This is a genomic window from Aequorivita sublithincola DSM 14238 (genome assembly GCF_000265385.1).
GTDB classification, from domain to species: domain Bacteria; phylum Bacteroidota; class Bacteroidia; order Flavobacteriales; family Flavobacteriaceae; genus Aequorivita; species Aequorivita sublithincola.
Genome location: NC_018013.1, coordinates 2,962,054 through 2,977,833, shown reverse-complemented (window position 1 = coordinate 2,977,833; position 15,780 = coordinate 2,962,054). Strand labels below are relative to the sequence as shown.

At 35.9% G+C, this 15,780-nt stretch carries 11 protein-coding genes; 8 read left to right on the top strand and 3 right to left on the bottom strand.

What is annotated here, in order from left to right:
- Positions 1 to 84 precede the first annotated feature (84 nt).
- The 5 genes from rpsA (at position 85) to AEQSU_RS13645 (ending at position 6,684) form a co-directional block, all read left to right on the top strand.
- Complete coding sequence (gene rpsA / locus AEQSU_RS13665; protein ID WP_014783465.1) at positions 85 to 1,992, top strand: 30S ribosomal protein S1; 1,908 nt, start codon at positions 85 to 87, stop codon at positions 1,990 to 1,992.
- A 159-nt stretch (positions 1,993 to 2,151) separates the two neighbouring features.
- Positions 2,152 to 4,608, top strand: a complete 2,457-nt coding sequence (locus AEQSU_RS13660; RefSeq protein ID WP_014783464.1) for a zinc-dependent metalloprotease — start codon at positions 2,152 to 2,154, stop codon at positions 4,606 to 4,608.
- Positions 4,609 to 4,791: 183 nt separating this feature from the next.
- A complete protein-coding gene (gene pyrR, locus AEQSU_RS13655) occupies positions 4,792 to 5,331 on the top strand; it encodes a bifunctional pyr operon transcriptional regulator/uracil phosphoribosyltransferase PyrR (protein ID WP_042492064.1) in 540 nt (179 codons plus the stop codon).
- Between the two features lie 92 nt (positions 5,332 to 5,423).
- On the top strand, positions 5,424 to 6,359 hold the full coding sequence (locus AEQSU_RS13650) for an aspartate carbamoyltransferase catalytic subunit (RefSeq protein ID WP_014783462.1): 936 nt from the start codon (positions 5,424 to 5,426) through the stop codon (positions 6,357 to 6,359).
- On the top strand, positions 6,349 to 6,684 hold the full coding sequence (locus tag AEQSU_RS13645) for a hypothetical protein (protein ID WP_014783461.1): 336 nt from the start codon (positions 6,349 to 6,351) through the stop codon (positions 6,682 to 6,684). The genes AEQSU_RS13650 and AEQSU_RS13645 overlap by 11 nt, the downstream gene beginning before the upstream one ends.
- Before the next feature lie 109 nt (positions 6,685 to 6,793).
- Here the strand turns inward: AEQSU_RS13645 and AEQSU_RS16250 are convergent, their stop codons facing one another.
- Together AEQSU_RS16250 and AEQSU_RS13635 are read right to left on the bottom strand one after the other, a co-directional pair.
- Positions 6,794 to 9,022 carry an nSTAND1 domain-containing NTPase gene (locus tag AEQSU_RS16250; protein ID WP_014783460.1) on the bottom strand — a complete coding sequence of 743 codons (2,229 nt, stop codon included), beginning with the start codon at positions 9,020 to 9,022 and terminating at the stop codon, positions 6,794 to 6,796.
- Positions 9,019 to 10,536 carry a toll/interleukin-1 receptor domain-containing protein gene (locus tag AEQSU_RS13635; RefSeq protein ID WP_014783459.1) on the bottom strand — a complete coding sequence of 506 codons (1,518 nt, stop codon included), beginning with the start codon at positions 10,534 to 10,536 and terminating at the stop codon, positions 9,019 to 9,021. The genes AEQSU_RS16250 and AEQSU_RS13635 overlap by 4 nt, the downstream gene beginning before the upstream one ends.
- Before the next feature lie 279 nt (positions 10,537 to 10,815).
- Here AEQSU_RS13635 and AEQSU_RS13630 point away from each other — a divergent pair, with 279 nt between their 5' ends.
- Positions 10,816 to 11,790, top strand: coding sequence for an EamA family transporter (locus AEQSU_RS13630; protein ID WP_014783458.1), 975 nt, complete (start codon positions 10,816 to 10,818; stop codon positions 11,788 to 11,790).
- 36 nt (positions 11,791 to 11,826) lie between these two features.
- Here AEQSU_RS13630 and AEQSU_RS16685 read toward each other — a convergent pair whose 3' ends face one another.
- A complete protein-coding gene (locus AEQSU_RS16685) occupies positions 11,827 to 11,982 on the bottom strand; it encodes a lmo0937 family membrane protein (protein WP_014783457.1) in 156 nt (51 codons plus the stop codon).
- Positions 11,983 to 12,573: 591 nt separating this feature from the next.
- On the opposite strand from AEQSU_RS16685, the gene AEQSU_RS13620 reads away from it, so the two are divergent.
- Positions 12,574 to 14,724, top strand: coding sequence for an ATP-binding protein (locus AEQSU_RS13620; RefSeq protein ID WP_042492062.1), 2,151 nt, complete (start codon positions 12,574 to 12,576; stop codon positions 14,722 to 14,724).
- Positions 14,725 to 14,774: 50 nt separating this feature from the next.
- Complete coding sequence (locus AEQSU_RS13615; protein WP_014783455.1) at positions 14,775 to 15,446, top strand: response regulator transcription factor; 672 nt, start codon at positions 14,775 to 14,777, stop codon at positions 15,444 to 15,446.
- Positions 15,447 to 15,780 lie beyond the last annotated feature (334 nt).

Below are 15,780 nucleotides of genomic sequence, written 5' to 3'. Positions count from 1 at the left end.
TTGTAACAACGCAGAATACAAAACATTGATTTTTAAAGGTATTCCCGAAACTTCGGAGCTTAAGAAAATCAATTCTACAAACAAATGGCTGATAAAGCAAACAAAGAAGTAGCTGAAGAAAAAGCTGCGAAACAACAAGAGGAAACTGCAGTTGCAGAAATGCAAACTGAAGAAACCAACACTGAGGATTCTAATGCAAAAGAAAACGGTAAGCCAAAGGCTGAAGTTTCTTTAAAAGAAAGTAATCCTGAAAAATTTCTTGCAGATTTCAACTGGCACAACTACGAAGAAGGAATTGATCCTATCGACGATGGTAAGTTAGAAGAATTCGAAAAACTGGTAGCAGCGAATTTCGTTGATACACTAGATGACGAAGTTGTTGAAGGAAAAGTGGTTTTCATTACAGACCGTGATGCAATCATTGACATTAACGCGAAAAGTGAAGGTGTTGTTTCTTTAAACGAATTCCGTTACAATCCAGATTTAAAAGTTGGTGACAAAGTAGAAGTATTGATCGACGTTCGTGAGGACAGTACAGGTCAACTTATCCTTAGCCACCGTAAAGCTAGAACCATTAAGGCTTGGGATCGCGTAAATGCGGCTCACGACGAAGCTACAATCGTAAACGGTTACGTAAAATGCCGCACAAAAGGTGGTATGATCGTAGATGTTTTCGGTATCGAAGCATTCTTACCAGGTTCGCAAATAGATGTTAAACCAATCCGTGATTACGACGTTTACGTTGGAAAAACAATGGAGTTCAAAGTTGTTAAGATCAACCACGAATTTAAAAACGTTGTTGTTTCTCACAAAGCACTTATTGAAGCGGATATTGAAGAGCAGAAAAAAGAAATCATCGGCCAACTTGAAAAAGGTCAAGTACTTGAAGGTGTTGTTAAAAACATCACTTCATACGGAGTATTTGTTGATCTTGGTGGTGTTGATGGACTTGTTCACATTACAGACCTTTCTTGGTCACGTATCAACCATCCAAATGAGATCGTTGAACTTGATCAGAAATTAAACGTTGTTATTCTTGATTTCGATGAAGATAAAACACGTATCCAATTAGGTCTTAAGCAATTGAATCCTCACCCATGGGAAGCTCTTGGTGAAGAGTTGAAAGTTGGTGATAAAGTAAAAGGTAAAGTAGTTGTTATTGCAGACTACGGTGCATTTATTGAAGTTGCTGAAGGTGTTGAAGGTCTTATCCACGTTAGCGAAATGTCTTGGTCTACACACTTACGTAGCGCTCAGGATTTCGTAAATGTTGGTGACGAGATTGAAGCAGTTATCCTTACAATGGATAAAGAAGAACGCAAAATGAGCCTTGGTATCAAACAAATGACGCCAGATCCATGGACTGATATTACTACAAAATACCCAGTTGGTTCACGCCACAAAGGTATTGTTCGCAACTTCACTAACTTCGGCGTTTTTGTTGAGTTAGAAGAAGGTATCGATGGTCTTATTTACATTAGCGATCTTTCTTGGACCAAGAAAATCAAGCACCCAAGCGAGTTTACCAACATTGGTGACACACTAGAAGTGGTTGTATTGGAATTGGATGTTGAAGGCCGTAAACTTAGTTTAGGTCACAAACAAACTGAAGAAAACCCTTGGGATAAATACGAAGATGAATTTGCTGTTGGAACCAAGCACACTGCAACAATTGCTGAAGTAGTGGACAAAGGAGCAACAATAGATTTCAACGATGATATCGTAGCCTTCGTACCAGGCCGTCACCTTGAAAAAGAAGATGGTTCTATGTTGAAGAAAGGTGATGAAGCAGAATTCCAAATTATTGAGTTCAACAAAGAATTCAAGAAAGTGGTTGCCTCACATATGATACTTCACAAAGAAGAAGAAGCGAAAATTGTAAAAGAAGCTGTGAAAAAACAAGCAGCTTCACAAGAAGAAGCAAAAACCACATTAGGTGATGCTAACTCTGCACTACAAGCTCTTAAAGACAAAATGGACGGTAAGAAATAATCGTATCATTTTATAAATAATGAAAAGCCTTCCTTTTGGAGGGCTTTTTTTTTGAATTAAACTGAATTTTAAATTATTAAAAATAATTCGTCCAGAACTTGAGCAAAGTGTTTTTAGTCAATGCTAAATTGCTTAATTTCAAAATCTCAAAACGATATTATGAAATTAAGAATAATTGCCCCTTTTTTGCTTTTACTGGCGTTCTCTTGTGCCACTCCTCAAAAAGCATTAAAAGGTAAATCTGACACCGCTGAAAAAAAATCTGATAAAGATAAAGTTGAAATCAAACCTTATGACAAGGTAATAACCAAGGAAGCCAAAACGGACGATGGGCTTTTTAAAGTTCACATCATAAAAGAAGATTTCTTCTATGAAATCCCAGATTCACTCTTTGGAAGAGAAATGCTAATGGTTACGCGAATAGCGAAAACTGCCACAAACATTGGCTTTGGTGGCGGAAAAACAAATACGCAGGTGCTTCGTTGGGAAAAGAAACCTACCAAAGTATTACTACGTGTGGTTTCTCATCAAATTTTTGCGGCAGATTCGTTGCCCATTCACGAAGCTGTAATGAATTCAAATTTTGAACCCGTTCTTTTTTCTTTTGATATTAGAGCTTTTGGTAAGGACAGCATTTCAACCGTCGTTCAAGTAAATAAACTTTTTGAAACTGATGTAAAACCTTTGGGAATGCCCAATGACTATCGTGAAAAATACAAAATCACGACAATGGAAAAAGATCGTTCTTATATTGAATCTTTAAAATCCTATCCTTTAAATATAGAATCGCGTCACGTAAAAACCTATGTTGCGAAAGAACCGCCAAGTAATTCGGACTTGGGTTCTATTTCTGTTGAAATGAATAACTCAATGGTGCTTTTGCCAAAAATTCCAATGAAACGTCGCTATTTTGATGAGCGAGTTGGCTGGTTTGCTCGCGGGCAAACGGATTATGGGTTGGATAATCAAGAAAGTAAAACCATAAAATATTTAGACAGATGGCGTCTTGAAGTTCGTGATGAAGATAAAGCAGCCTTTGAAAGAGGTGAACTTGTAGTTCCTAAAAAACAAATCGTTTATTATATAGATAGAGCAACTCCCGTAAAATGGAGAAATTATATAAAACAAGGTATAGAAGATTGGCAAGTGGCTTTTGAAGCTGCTGGTTTCAAAGAAGCTATCATCGCTAAAGATCCGCCAACAAAGGAGGAAGACCCAGATTGGTCGCCCGAAGATGTTCGTTATTCTGTGGTTCGATATTTGGCTTCCCCTATAGCTAACGCCAACGGCCCACACGTAAGCGATCCACGAAGCGGTGAGATTTTAGAAAGTGATATCAATTGGTACCACAACGTTATGACGCTTTTGCGCAACTGGTATTTCGTGCAGACCGCCGCCATAAACCCAGAAGCTAGAGGTGTAGCTTTTAAAGATGAAATTATGGGAAGATTAATTCGTTTTGTTTCTTCTCACGAAGTGGGTCACACTTTAGGTTTACCACACAATATGGGCAGCAGCGTTGCATATCCAGTGGATTCTTTGCGCTCTGTAGATTTCACTAAAAAATACAGCACAGCGCCTTCTATAATGGATTATGCACGTTTCAATTATATCGCCCAGCCAGGAGATGGTGATGTAGCATTAATGCCGAATATTGGCATTTATGATAAATATGCAATTGCTTGGGGTTACAAACCTTTGCCAAATTTATCTGCTGAAGCTGAAAAGAAAACGCTAGATTCTTGGATTCTTGAACACGGGGGAGATCCAATGTATCGTTTCGGAAGACAGCAATCTGGAGGTGTGATAGATCCTAGCAGCCAAACGGAGGATTTGGGTGATGATGCCGTGAAAGCGAGTATGTATGGTATTTCAAACTTGAAATTGACAATCCCAAAACTTATAGAATATACTCGTGAAGACGGGAAGGATTATGAGGACCTTTCAAAAATGTACGATCAGGTTGTGGGACAATTCAATAGATATATGGGTCACGTAACCGCAAATATTGGTGGGGTTTATGAGATTTATAAAACCTATGATCAGGAAGGCGCTGTTTATAAGCATGTTCCAAAAGCAAAGCAGGAGGAAAGTATGGAGTTTCTGCAACAGCAACTTTTCAAAACTCCGGAATGGTTGATTGATGAAAATATTTTCAATAAAATCCAGTTTGACGGGAATGTTGAAAATATCCGCAAAATGCAGGCACGTACTTTGGACAATATTTTAGATTTTGGAAGAATGGCGCGTATTATTGAAAATGAATCAATTAACGGAAAAGATAGTTATTCTCTTTTGGAAATGATGGAAGATCTTCGCCATGGAATTTTCAGCGAACTTAAAACAGGTGAAACTATTGATACCTATAGAAGAAACCTGCAACGTGCTTATGTTGAAAGATTGGCGTATTTAATGACGAAGGAACAAGAAGGCCGCAACCGAACCAAAGTAGATGTAAATCAAAGTGACATCCGTTCCGTCGCGCGGGCTGAGCTTAAAACTTTAGATAATAATATAAGCAATGCAACTGGTAGAACTTCTGATAAAATGAGCAAAATTCATCTAATGGATTTACGAGAACGTATTAACGTTATTCTAAATCCCTACGCAAAATAATCTGAAATTGATAAATTGAAAAATAAAGCCTGTCTTAATTATATGAGACAGGCTTTTGTAATTTAGTTTCCTAAGTTTTAAGAAACATTCCTTAATTACGGTTTTCAATCAATTTCAAAATCATCACTTTTCAATCCTAAAAAAATTGTATTTTTGCTTTCTGAATCTAATTCAGACTTTCCTATGAGCCAAAAAGTGTTACTGAACGCAACCGAGATAAACATTGCGCTTAACCGTTTGGCTTGCCAATTAATCGAAAAACACGACGATTTTTCCAAAACAGTACTGATCGGAATTCAACCACGAGGCATCTTTCTAGCGGAAAGAATGAAATCTTTGCTTGAAACCGAGTACAAAATCAAGAACATAAAGCTTGGCTATTTGGACATCACATTTTTTCGTGACGATTTTCGAAGAGGAGAAAAACCGTTAGAAGCCAACAAAACCGATATAAATTTTATAGTCGAAGATAAAAACGTTGTCTTTATTGATGATGTACTTTTCACAGGAAGAAGTATTCGTTCGGCATTAACAGCTGTACAATCCTTTGGAAGACCTTTGGAAATTGAATTGCTAACATTGATAGACAGACGTTTCAGCCGCCATCTACCAATCCAGCCAGATTACAGAGGAAGACAAGTAGATGCTATAAATGGCGAAAAAGTAAAAGTGTGCTGGAAAGAAAATGATGGAGAAGACGCTGTTTATCTCGTTAAAAGTTAATTGTTATATGTTAACTATGAAGTACCGAATTAATTATATAATAACTGACAATAGATAGCGGATAACTAATAACAGAAAACCAATAACCGAAAATGGAACTGAGTGTAAACCACTTACTAGGAATAAAATATATCACCGAAGCCGATATTCAACTCATCTTCGAAACGGCAGATCATTTCAAGGAAGTTATTAACCGGCCCATTAAAAAAGTTCCTTCGCTTCGCGATATTACGATTGCCAATCTTTTCTTTGAAAACAGTACCAGAACAAAACTTTCTTTTGAACTTGCTGAAAAGCGTCTTTCAGCAGACGTTATTAATTTTGCATCTTCAAGTTCTTCAGTAACCAAAGGCGAAACGCTTATTGATACTGTAAACAACATATTATCAATGAAGGTTGATATGGTGGTGATGCGCCACCCAAATCCAGGAGCTGGAGTATTTCTTTCAAAACACGTTGACGCAAGTATAATAAACGCTGGAGACGGTGCGCACGAACATCCAACCCAAGCATTGCTCGACACGTATTCAATTCGTGAAAAACTTGGAGATGTAGCTGGAAAAAAAGTTGTTATTGTTGGTGATATTCTTCATTCACGAGTTGCTTTATCAAACATTTTTGCACTTCAAAAGCTAGGAGCGACGGTTAAGGTGTGCGGTCCTAAAACGCTTATTCCAAAATATATAGAAAAATTAAATGTTCAATTTGAACCAAACCTCGTAAAAGCTTTAGAATGGTGTGATGTTGCAAATATGCTTCGTGTTCAAAACGAACGGATGGACATTAGTTATTTTCCAACAACTAGAGAATATACGCAGCAATTCGGCCTAAACAAAAAGTTGCTGGATTCGCTAAATAAAGAAATTGTAGTAATGCACCCAGGCCCAATAAACCGTGGTGTGGAAATTACTAGTGATGTAGCAGACAGCAAACAATCGATCATTTTAGAACAAGTACAAAACGGAGTTGCCATCCGGATGGCAGTAATCTATTTATTAGCTTCAAAAATAAAACATCATGAAGATTGAGAATCACCCAGATTTTGTGGTCCTTGAAGATGAAAAGGACGACATAATAGACTTTGCCTCATTTATAGAAAGGCAAGTTCCTTCAAAATACAAAGGTCAAAACGTGGTTTTAAACCTATTGCAATACGATTCCTTAGAATTGCCACATCTATTGCAGTTTCTAAAAACATCAACCCTTCATCGAAAAGCAAAACAATCTTTTGTTATAGTAAACGATTCAATAGATGTTGATGAAGTTCCTTTTGAAATGATAGTAGTACCAACACTTCAAGAAGCTGGAGATATTATTGAGATGGAAGAAATAGAAAGGGATTTGGGGTTTTAGAATACATTCTGTTTAATAATCATTCTTCAGTTTCCAGTTCATTAAGATTTTGGTACTACTATAATTTCATTGAGCCATAATTTCAAGAAAGTCAATAAGATTGGTATGTTTAGGGTTCGTAAATAATCTCTAAGAATACAGCATTGGCTTGCAAACTGACACTTTTAACAAGATAAATTTTATTAACTTCAATACTGTTTCCAGATTTGTAATTTACGTTTAAATCTTTATAGATATAACGATTTTTTTTGGCCAAAACCATATCATTAGCTTGCGGTATCCCGTTTGTTTTAAACTCACCTTCTTTTCTATAAACTATACTAAAAATTGGATCTGAAATTTTATTATTAACTACTCTTCCACAATAAAGGAATCCATTTTTACCAATTTCCTGAATTTTTTTATAGGCATCATCGTTGTGAGTGCCCAAAATTGAATCATTTTTAATATATCTTAAATAGGAACCTAAACTATTCTTTTCAGTTGCCGATACCCAAGCTTCATGATCTAGATTTGAGGTTGCTATTTGATCTTTAAGAGAATCAATTCTTTTAATAGCCGTTAATGTGTCATTTGCATATTTTGAATACTGTAGAATATTGTTCAAAGAATCTTTTTCTATAGCTGCAAAATTCAAATATTTTTGATATCCTTTCACGGTGTTATCATTTTTCGCGAGATCCCAAACTTCCTGAATACCAACGGAATCAAGAAAATTTTGTGCAATTTCTGAATATTTACCTTTAGGGTGGGATTCCAAATAATTCGTAAAACTTGCTACACTTTGTTCTGATTTGGCTGTGTTCCAGTCTAGTTGCTCGATACTAGGCTTCAAAAGAAAATAGCTGAAAAGGCCAATAAACGCTCCAGCAATACACGTATATATGGTTCCTTTTTTTATGCGTTTTATTCTTCTTGCATTTCGTTTCTTGATATTATAAACCTTGGCGCTGTCTGAAAGGTATTTCATCCCTTCATCAAAACTATAGTTGTAGCGGGATGCCCAGAGTTTGTTGGGTTTAAATTTCTCATACCATTCCTGTGCAATTTCAAACTCTCTACCAGACAATAAATCTTTTCGATTTTCTTTATTTGCCACATAAGCATCACAAAGACGAATGTATTGTAGTGCAGCTTCACTTTCCTCATCCACCCAACTGTTTAAGGACTTCCAATGCCTAATTAAGCTCTCGTGCGATATATCTATGAGTTTATCACCAGAATCGCCTATATTGTCAATTACTAAAAAAGAACGGTTGTCCTTAATGAAGTTATTTATTACGCCTAAAAGCCTTTCTTCTCTTGCTTGGGTCAATTCTTTTAATTCGCTCAACCTTGCTGGTCTTCGTATTTTTCTAGCGTTTTCATCAATAGTTGTTAAGGCTTGAAAGAGCGCTTTTGCCAATGGCACTTCATCAGGTTTTAATTCCCTCATTGCCTCGTCTGCGTGTTTTGATAGTGCTTTTTCAATACCTCCAATTTGTTTGTAGTCTTCTAGATCGAGCTTACCGCTTTTATTTATAGTGTTTTCATATTCCCAGATGCGCATTAAAGCGTGTTGAACCAAAGGAAGTTCGTCCTTAACTTGGCCTAAATCATTAATAACGCGAGAAGTAAGACCGGTATCAAAAACACCGCCATATAATTTTGCGGGACCTTCAATCACTTTTTTGAGTTCCAACCGGTTTAATCTGGGCACTAAGTATTGACTTTTATTTAAAGCTTCAGGAAGTCCGAAAAATTGGGCACAATCTCCTATAAAATCGGAACGCATTGTTAACACAACGTAAAACGGAATTTGTTTTTGTTCTGAAAGCTTTAAAATTATGTTTACGAAATCAATAGCTTCAGTTTGATAGGAAACATCCTTTTGTTTTAAAGAAAAGCGAAATAATTCCTCAAATTGATCTACAAGTAAAAAGAAATTGGAATTTTTGTTTTTCCGAAGTGGTTCTATTATATCCAAAATAGCAGAAACTCCTTCTTTTTTAATTCGCTTAACAAAGGCTTGAATTTCGGAAGATTCTATTTTTGGATCTATTTGATGTAAAAGGGTTTCTGCTAAATTATAAACCGGGTTTTGCCCAGGTTTCATAATGGCAATTAGCCATTGACTACTATTTTCTACTAAATAACCTCCTTTTAGTGAAGGGATTAGACCCGCTCGTATCAAGGAAGATTTTCCGCTTCCAGAACTACCAACCACGGCCACAAAACGGTTTGTGTGCAAACGTTGCAATAATTCTAAGGTTTGCTCATCTCTTCCAAAAAACAGAAGATTTTCATCATCTCGAAAAGGGCGTAGTCCAACATAGGGATTAAAAGAATTTTCGCTCATAACTTATCGGCTTTTAGGTCTTTAAGAAAAGCTTCTAACAATTCGCCATTTAGATCGGCACTATGACTGTTGTCCACAATTTTTACCATTGGGTTTTGAGCTACTTTAATGGAATCCAATGCCTTTTCTGGCGGTGCAGCATAAATGAAAATATCCTGCCCGTAACGATCAAAATCCATTAGTTTTTTCAGTGTGTTCTTAACCCGGATATCTACCCAATCTTTATGAGTTTCATTACCGTATAAGAAGATAAATTTTTTGGCTTCACCTATGTTTGCATACAATGATTTAATATTTTCCTGTGGATCACCATCTTCTGGATTGAAAATTAAATCTACATTATAATCATTCAATATTTTTTTAAGGTTAAATGCTTGCTTAAAATCATCTGTATGTGTGTCCAATAATACTTTTATGGGTGCGCCTTTAATAGTTTGGTGCTCTGCGTTTTTTTGTGATTGCAATTCCTGTATCTGGGTGGAGTAGTCGTCTATGAGTTTGGCCAATTCGCCTTCATTACCACGGACGAATTCATATTTTTTTGAAGTTAGGGTAGCATCTTCCAAGCTTTTTAAAAAATCTTGATATTCCTTATTTTCAATAGTATTGAAATCAAGATCTCTTGAAACCCAAACCAGTTGCGGGATTTCGGATTCCAAAGCTATTTCGGTCTGTTTTTGTATGTAACGAGCGTCGGTTTCACCTGGAATTTTTCTTCCAGGAAATTTTCCTAAAATATGAACTGCAAATTGTGCCTTTACCATAGCATCTTTTGTTTGCTTATAATGAACTTCAGCATCGCTGATAGAAGAGTCTCCATTGATAATTTTATATCCTTTACCAGTTAAATCGGCTATAATTCCATCTCGTCTATCCAAGAAAGCATCAGTCACTTCGGACATAAATATTGTGAATTTTTTATCCTCTTCTTCAGCTAAAGGAAGAGGTGCTAACTCTACTAGAGAAGCAGTTTCCTTTGAAAAATCATCAAAAATGCGAACTAAGGCATTTCGTAATTGAATCATTTGATCTCCAAATTCGGGGCTGGTATTTTTAAGCGGGTCACCGTAGTCATCATTATCGTGGAAAGGGAAACCACTGGTACCACTCAATTTGTCTAGCCAATCAGTGTGTGGAATGTTGGACATGAAAACAGGAATAATCCGGGAGCGGTTTCCCACGGTCATTCCAACTTTTTCCTTGGAAACTTTTTCGTAGAAATGGTCTAATTCTTTTTTGCAGTAGTCAGATTGTGGATAGAGTCTGGAGTAGAGGCAGATCATTATAGCAGATTTGTCTATCGCTTCTGCTATGGAATTGTCAAAAACCTCGCTTCGATCAAGGTTATTTGAATCCCACCAAATTTTAATATTTCTAGAGTGCTTGTTTAGTTTGGTGTCTAGATACTTATAAAATTGATCTATCCAACCATCTTCTTCAAACGTTTCAGATTCATTGTCAGCATGAACGTAGCTGATGAAAATGTCATATTCATATCCCGGGATTAATGCCATAGTGTATCAATTTTATTAGAAACCAATAATAAATAGACTAAAAGTATTGTGAGGATAGAGAAAAACTTTTACTAATTTACAATATATTATTTTAGTTAACTACCTAATTTTCAACAAAAACAAAAGCGCAAACCCATTTTATTTCTATAGAGTGGTAAAAAGTTAAACGAATCCTAACTTATTTAAAATTGAAATAATAAAGGTTTTTCGAACTCAGTAATAATTTGCACTAGTCAAAATACTTATCTTCACGGCTTCAAAAATCACGAACCTATCTGAATGAAAATAGCTCAGAACACTACATTGATAATTCTCGCTTTTTTCTCCATCTACGTTATTTGGGGTTCTACCTATATGCTCAACAAAGTAGCAGTAGCAGAATTGCCACCGTTTTTTCTTGCCTCTATTCGTTTTACCAGCGCTGGACTTTTGATATTTATTATTTCCAAAGCGATGGGCAAGAGTCTTGCCATTACTCGCAAACAGTTTATAAATGCTTTTATAGTTGGAGTACTGTTTCTTTCCTTCGGAAATGGCGTTATTGTTTGGGCGCTTAAATTTGTGGATAGTGGTTTTGCGGCTCTGGAGATTTCGGCACAACCGTTGGTAGTTTTGTTTTTAATGTGGCTTTTACAGGGGAAAAAAATAAAACCAATGTCATTGGTAGGAGTAGGACTAGGGGTAGTTGGAATTTTTCTACTTGTTGGTCAGAAGCAAATTATTACTAATGATGATACATTAATAGGAATGATAATGATTTTTGCTTGTATGCTCAGTTGGGCATACGGAAGCCTGTTTGTAGGCAAGGCAGATCTTCCAAAGAATTTCTTCGTAAATACAGGTTACCAAATGTTTACCGCTGGTATAACCCTTGCAGTCGCTAGCTTACTTTTTGGAGAAAACTGGGTTGCGCCAACTAATTGGGGGCAACCTGTGCAGCTTAGTATGGTTTTGCTTATAATCTTCGGAAGTATTGTTGCCTTCACATCTTTCAATTTTTTACTAAAAACCGTTTCGCCAGATAAGGTTGCAACTTCAACTTACGTAAACCCAATAATCGCTTTATTTTTAGGATGGTATTTTTTAAATGAACAGATTACTGGCCAATCCATCATCGCAGCAGCAGTGTTGCTAACCGGTGTTTATTTTATAAATACTACTCGAACTTCCATAACGCTTCCTAGATTTTCGGGGAAAGTGGAAGGTAAAACACCTAAAAAAACTCTTCAAAATAAAAAAGACCTCCAAAAATAAATTTAGAAGTCTTTTTAAAAATCAAGCGGTTAAGGATTAAACCTTTCTTCCGGTCAATAATTTATAAATAATCATTATTACTGCAATTACCAGTAAAATATGAATAATCCCGCCTATTGCAGGAAATAGAAAAAAACCGAATAGCCAGCCCAATACGAGCAAGACTACAATAATCCATAAAATGTCTCCCATTTTGTTTAGTTTTAATTGTTAGTTCTGTGAAGGTAGTATTTCTTAGAATTCCTGTTTAACACATATCACTATAATAATAACTCAAAAGGCTTAAAGAGTTTGAACCATCATCTCCTATATATAGATTTCCCTTCAACTTGAAACAACTAGAGATTGCATCTTGTAAACTTAATTTAGGATTATCTCAACTACATAGTCTATACTCTAACAAAACGGATTTTTTATATGAACTCATATATTGATAGCGTTCAACTTTATAGAAATTGAAAGGATCAGAGATACCTATAAGTATAGATTTTAAAATTTATTTTATGTTTTTTTTGTAAAATCTATTGTATTCACAAAGAGTAGTTTAGGTTAGTTTTGCAAAGCACTTATGTTGCCGCTTAAGTATTAAGTTTTTGGTGTTATGATGGTTTCGCTATATTTATCTTCTTAAAAAAACTATTATTCCTCAATAATTTATTTAAAGAACTAAAATTAACTGTGATTTTTACCCAAATTAACTCCTCAATTCGAAATTCTGATCTTTTATCCAATCTTCTAAAAAAATTAGTTTTACCAATCGCATGCTCTGTATTGACGGTTGGTATGGGACAATCTAAAATTGATAGCCTTTCCCAACTGATTGAAAATGAAAAATCTCCGTCCGAAAAAGCACAGCTTCAATTAAAACGCGGGGTATTGCTTAGCAAAAACCAAGGAGAAAAAGGTTTTAAAGATCTTGAGTCTGCACTATCTTTTTTCACCCAAAACAAAGATAACAAAGGTGAAACAGACAGTTATATAGCCTATGGAAACCTTTATTTTATGTATGGAGACCCCAAGCGGGCCTCCCATTATGATTCCATAGCAATAAAATTAGCTGAAAAGATTTCATATAAAAAAGGTAGGGCAGTAGCGATTGGGAATTTGGGAAGAGAATTTATAACTTTCGGAAATTTCAACAAAGCTGAAAAACTTATACAGCAGGCAATCTCGTTGGAAGAAAAATTCAATCCCCAAGATGCAAATCGTTTAGCGGAGTTGTATAGTAGATATAATATTATAGAAGGTTCTCAGGGAAACTATTTGAAAAGTTTGGAACTTATAGAAAAGGCAATTGAATTTTCAGAAACAGCAAAAGACGACAAACAGTTATCGCTTTTGTACACTAATTATGCAATTACACTTTCCCGGCTTTCAAAATTTGATGAGGCAGTTGAAGTGCACTTTAAGGTTATGAGGCTTTGCGAAAAGATGAAGGATACTTTGGGGCTTTTGCGTGTATATAACAATTTGGGCATTGCATTTCGAAGTGGTGGTGAGTCTGACAAAGCAATTACTTATTACAAGAAAAGTATTGCGCTGGCCAAGACGACCAATAGCTACAAATCATTAGGATTAAGTCTTGTTAATCTAGCTACTGTTTACGTTAAAAAAGAACAATTGGACGCTGTGGATACTCTTTACACACAAGGGATTCAGTATTTTGAAATAGCCTCGGATACTGGCGGAATTGCCTTTGCAAACCATAATTATGGTAACTTTCTTTTACTCACAAAAAATTATGCAGAAGCTGACAAACGCTTGCAAGTTGCATACAATTTGCGGAAACAGATAGGAGCAGAGTTGGCTGCGGCAAATTCGCTCTCCGTTTTGGGGAAATCTGCTATGGATCAAGAAAAGTGGAAGGAAGCCGAAGAATATCTGTTAACCGCCGAACCTATATATAAGGGCAAAAGTCGAGACAACAGAAATTTGAAGGAACTTTACGGCTATTTAAAAGAATTATATATAGAGAAAGGAAACTTTGAAAAAGCACTCAATTATCAAACCCAAGAGCTGGAACTTGAAAAAACAATTTTTACTGAAAACGAAAAGGTAAATGCCCTAAAAGCAGAAACTGCCTATGACCTGGAAAAGCGGGATTTGGAAATGGTAATTCAAAAGGAAGAGGAGCAACTTGCTAGACAACGCCTTCTCTTGGGTGGTGGAAGCGTTGTACTTATACTCTTATTAATCTCACTCTCACTTTGGTTGCGCAGAAGGCAGTTGAAAGAGCGTCATCAGGCCCATATCACTAATTTGGGTCAACAGCACCGTTTAAATCTAACAAAGTCTTTAAAGGATTCAGAACAACAAGAACGTAAGAAAATTGCAAATAAGCTGCACGACGAAGCGGGATCTATGCTTTCCATCGCAATATTGAATTTAAAACAAGTTCAGGGAGATGTCTTTAATGAGGGAAGCAATGCAGGACAGAAACTGGAAACCACGCAAAAGCTATTGGTGGATATTAGCGACAGCGTTCGTCTTATTAGCCATAGCCTAATGCCCGTAGCTCTTGAAAAATATGGATTAAAAGCGGCTATTCACGATTTGGCAAATGCCGTAAATACTTCACAAAAACTAAAAGTTGAAGAAATATTTGAAGGCCTTGATGATACAGATAGTTGGGGCGAGGAATTTTGCTTGACCGTTTATCGAATTGTGCAGGAAGCAATAAACAACATTATTAAACACGCACAGGCAACCCATGTACTTTTGCAGATTGTAGAATTGGAAGAATCCGTAACTATTTATATTGAAGACAATGGAAGAGGAATGGATACGAATGCAAAAAAAGACGGTATTGGTTTAAAAATGCTGAAAAGAAATGTTGAATATTTGAATGGTACCATCGAAATTAACGGCAACGCCAACAAAGGCACTTTTATTTTGGCAGAACTTCCCATTGAAAAGAAGGATAATGATAATTAAACCAATTAAGCGCAGACTATTTTAGCGATAACTATATAAAAACAAATATTTTGACATACGAAGGCCCCACTTCCCCCAAAGCTCAAATAAAGGTAATAATTGCAGACGACCATCCGCTTATCATTAACGGGATTACCGAGTTGCTAGAAAAAAACAATTGTTTTATCATTATGGAAACCCATCAGAACGGCAACTCTTTAATGCAGTCCACTGTTCTGCCAGATGCTGATGTGTTATTGTTAGACTTAAATATGCCAGGTAAAGATGGGTTGCAGGTATTGGAAGGCATAAGTGCCATGAATCTAAAACTACAGATTTTGGTGCTTACGTCATACTTTTCAAAGGAACTTGCGGAACAATGCAAAACCGCAGGGGCGAATGGATACATTTTGAAATCGGACAATCTGGATACCTTAGCTAATAGTATTTTGGATGTGCTAAATGGTCAAGAGGTTTTCCCTGATTTTTTCGTAAAAGCCGAAGAAGACCTAAACGATTTTAGTTTTATGGACGACTTCTTAAAAAAATACAACCTTACCAAACGTGAAGCAGAAGTAATACAAATGGTATGTAAAGGATATAGCTCTAATGAGATTGCTGGCAAACTTTTCCTCTCTAGTTTTACCGTGCAAACCCATCGTCGCAATATATTTAGAAAACTCAAAATAGATGGAAATACCATTGCGCTCTACAAATTTGCTTCAGAACACGGCTTGCTTTAATTTAGAATTACCAATTTAACATCTCTAAAATCGTTAAAGTTTGACTTTTTTGAAAAAAATTGTCAAATAAAATCTACTCATGGAATAAAATGCGAAAACTCCAGTCATATTTTTTCCACTTCAATAATAAAATTTACGTAATCACCTTATCATAAAGGGCTTCTGCTTGATTTGTCCACACCAGCTAGACTAAAACTATCACTAAACCCATCCGAAAAAAATATAAATCAAGAAATACGTAGACCTACGTATTGTTTTATCAAAAAAATAGATAATTTTTCAATAATATGAAATTATTTGAGCATATTATTGATAATTATGCATCAAATTAATA

Bases quoted from the DNA above. Each gene is read 5' to 3' on its own strand.
- rpsA (WP_014783465.1), top strand. From the start codon at position 85: ATGGCTGATAAAGCAAACAAAGAAGTAGCTGAAGAAAAAGCTGCGAAA.
- AEQSU_RS13660 (WP_014783464.1), top strand. From the start codon at position 2,152: ATGAAATTAAGAATAATTGCCCCTTTTTTGCTTTTACTGGCGTTCTCT.
- pyrR (WP_042492064.1), top strand. From the start codon at position 4,792: ATGAGCCAAAAAGTGTTACTGAACGCAACCGAGATAAACATTGCGCTT.
- AEQSU_RS13650 (WP_014783462.1), top strand. From the start codon at position 5,424: ATGGAACTGAGTGTAAACCACTTACTAGGAATAAAATATATCACCGAA.
- AEQSU_RS13645 (WP_014783461.1), top strand. From the start codon at position 6,349: ATGAAGATTGAGAATCACCCAGATTTTGTGGTCCTTGAAGATGAAAAG.
- AEQSU_RS16250 (WP_014783460.1), bottom strand. From the start codon at position 9,022: ATGAGCGAAAATTCTTTTAATCCCTATGTTGGACTACGCCCTTTTCGA.
- AEQSU_RS13635 (WP_014783459.1), bottom strand. From the start codon at position 10,536: ATGGCATTAATCCCGGGATATGAATATGACATTTTCATCAGCTACGTT.
- AEQSU_RS13630 (WP_014783458.1), top strand. From the start codon at position 10,816: ATGAAAATAGCTCAGAACACTACATTGATAATTCTCGCTTTTTTCTCC.
- AEQSU_RS16685 (WP_014783457.1), bottom strand. From the start codon at position 11,982: ATGGGAGACATTTTATGGATTATTGTAGTCTTGCTCGTATTGGGCTGG.
- AEQSU_RS13620 (WP_042492062.1), top strand. From the start codon at position 12,574: ATGGGACAATCTAAAATTGATAGCCTTTCCCAACTGATTGAAAATGAA.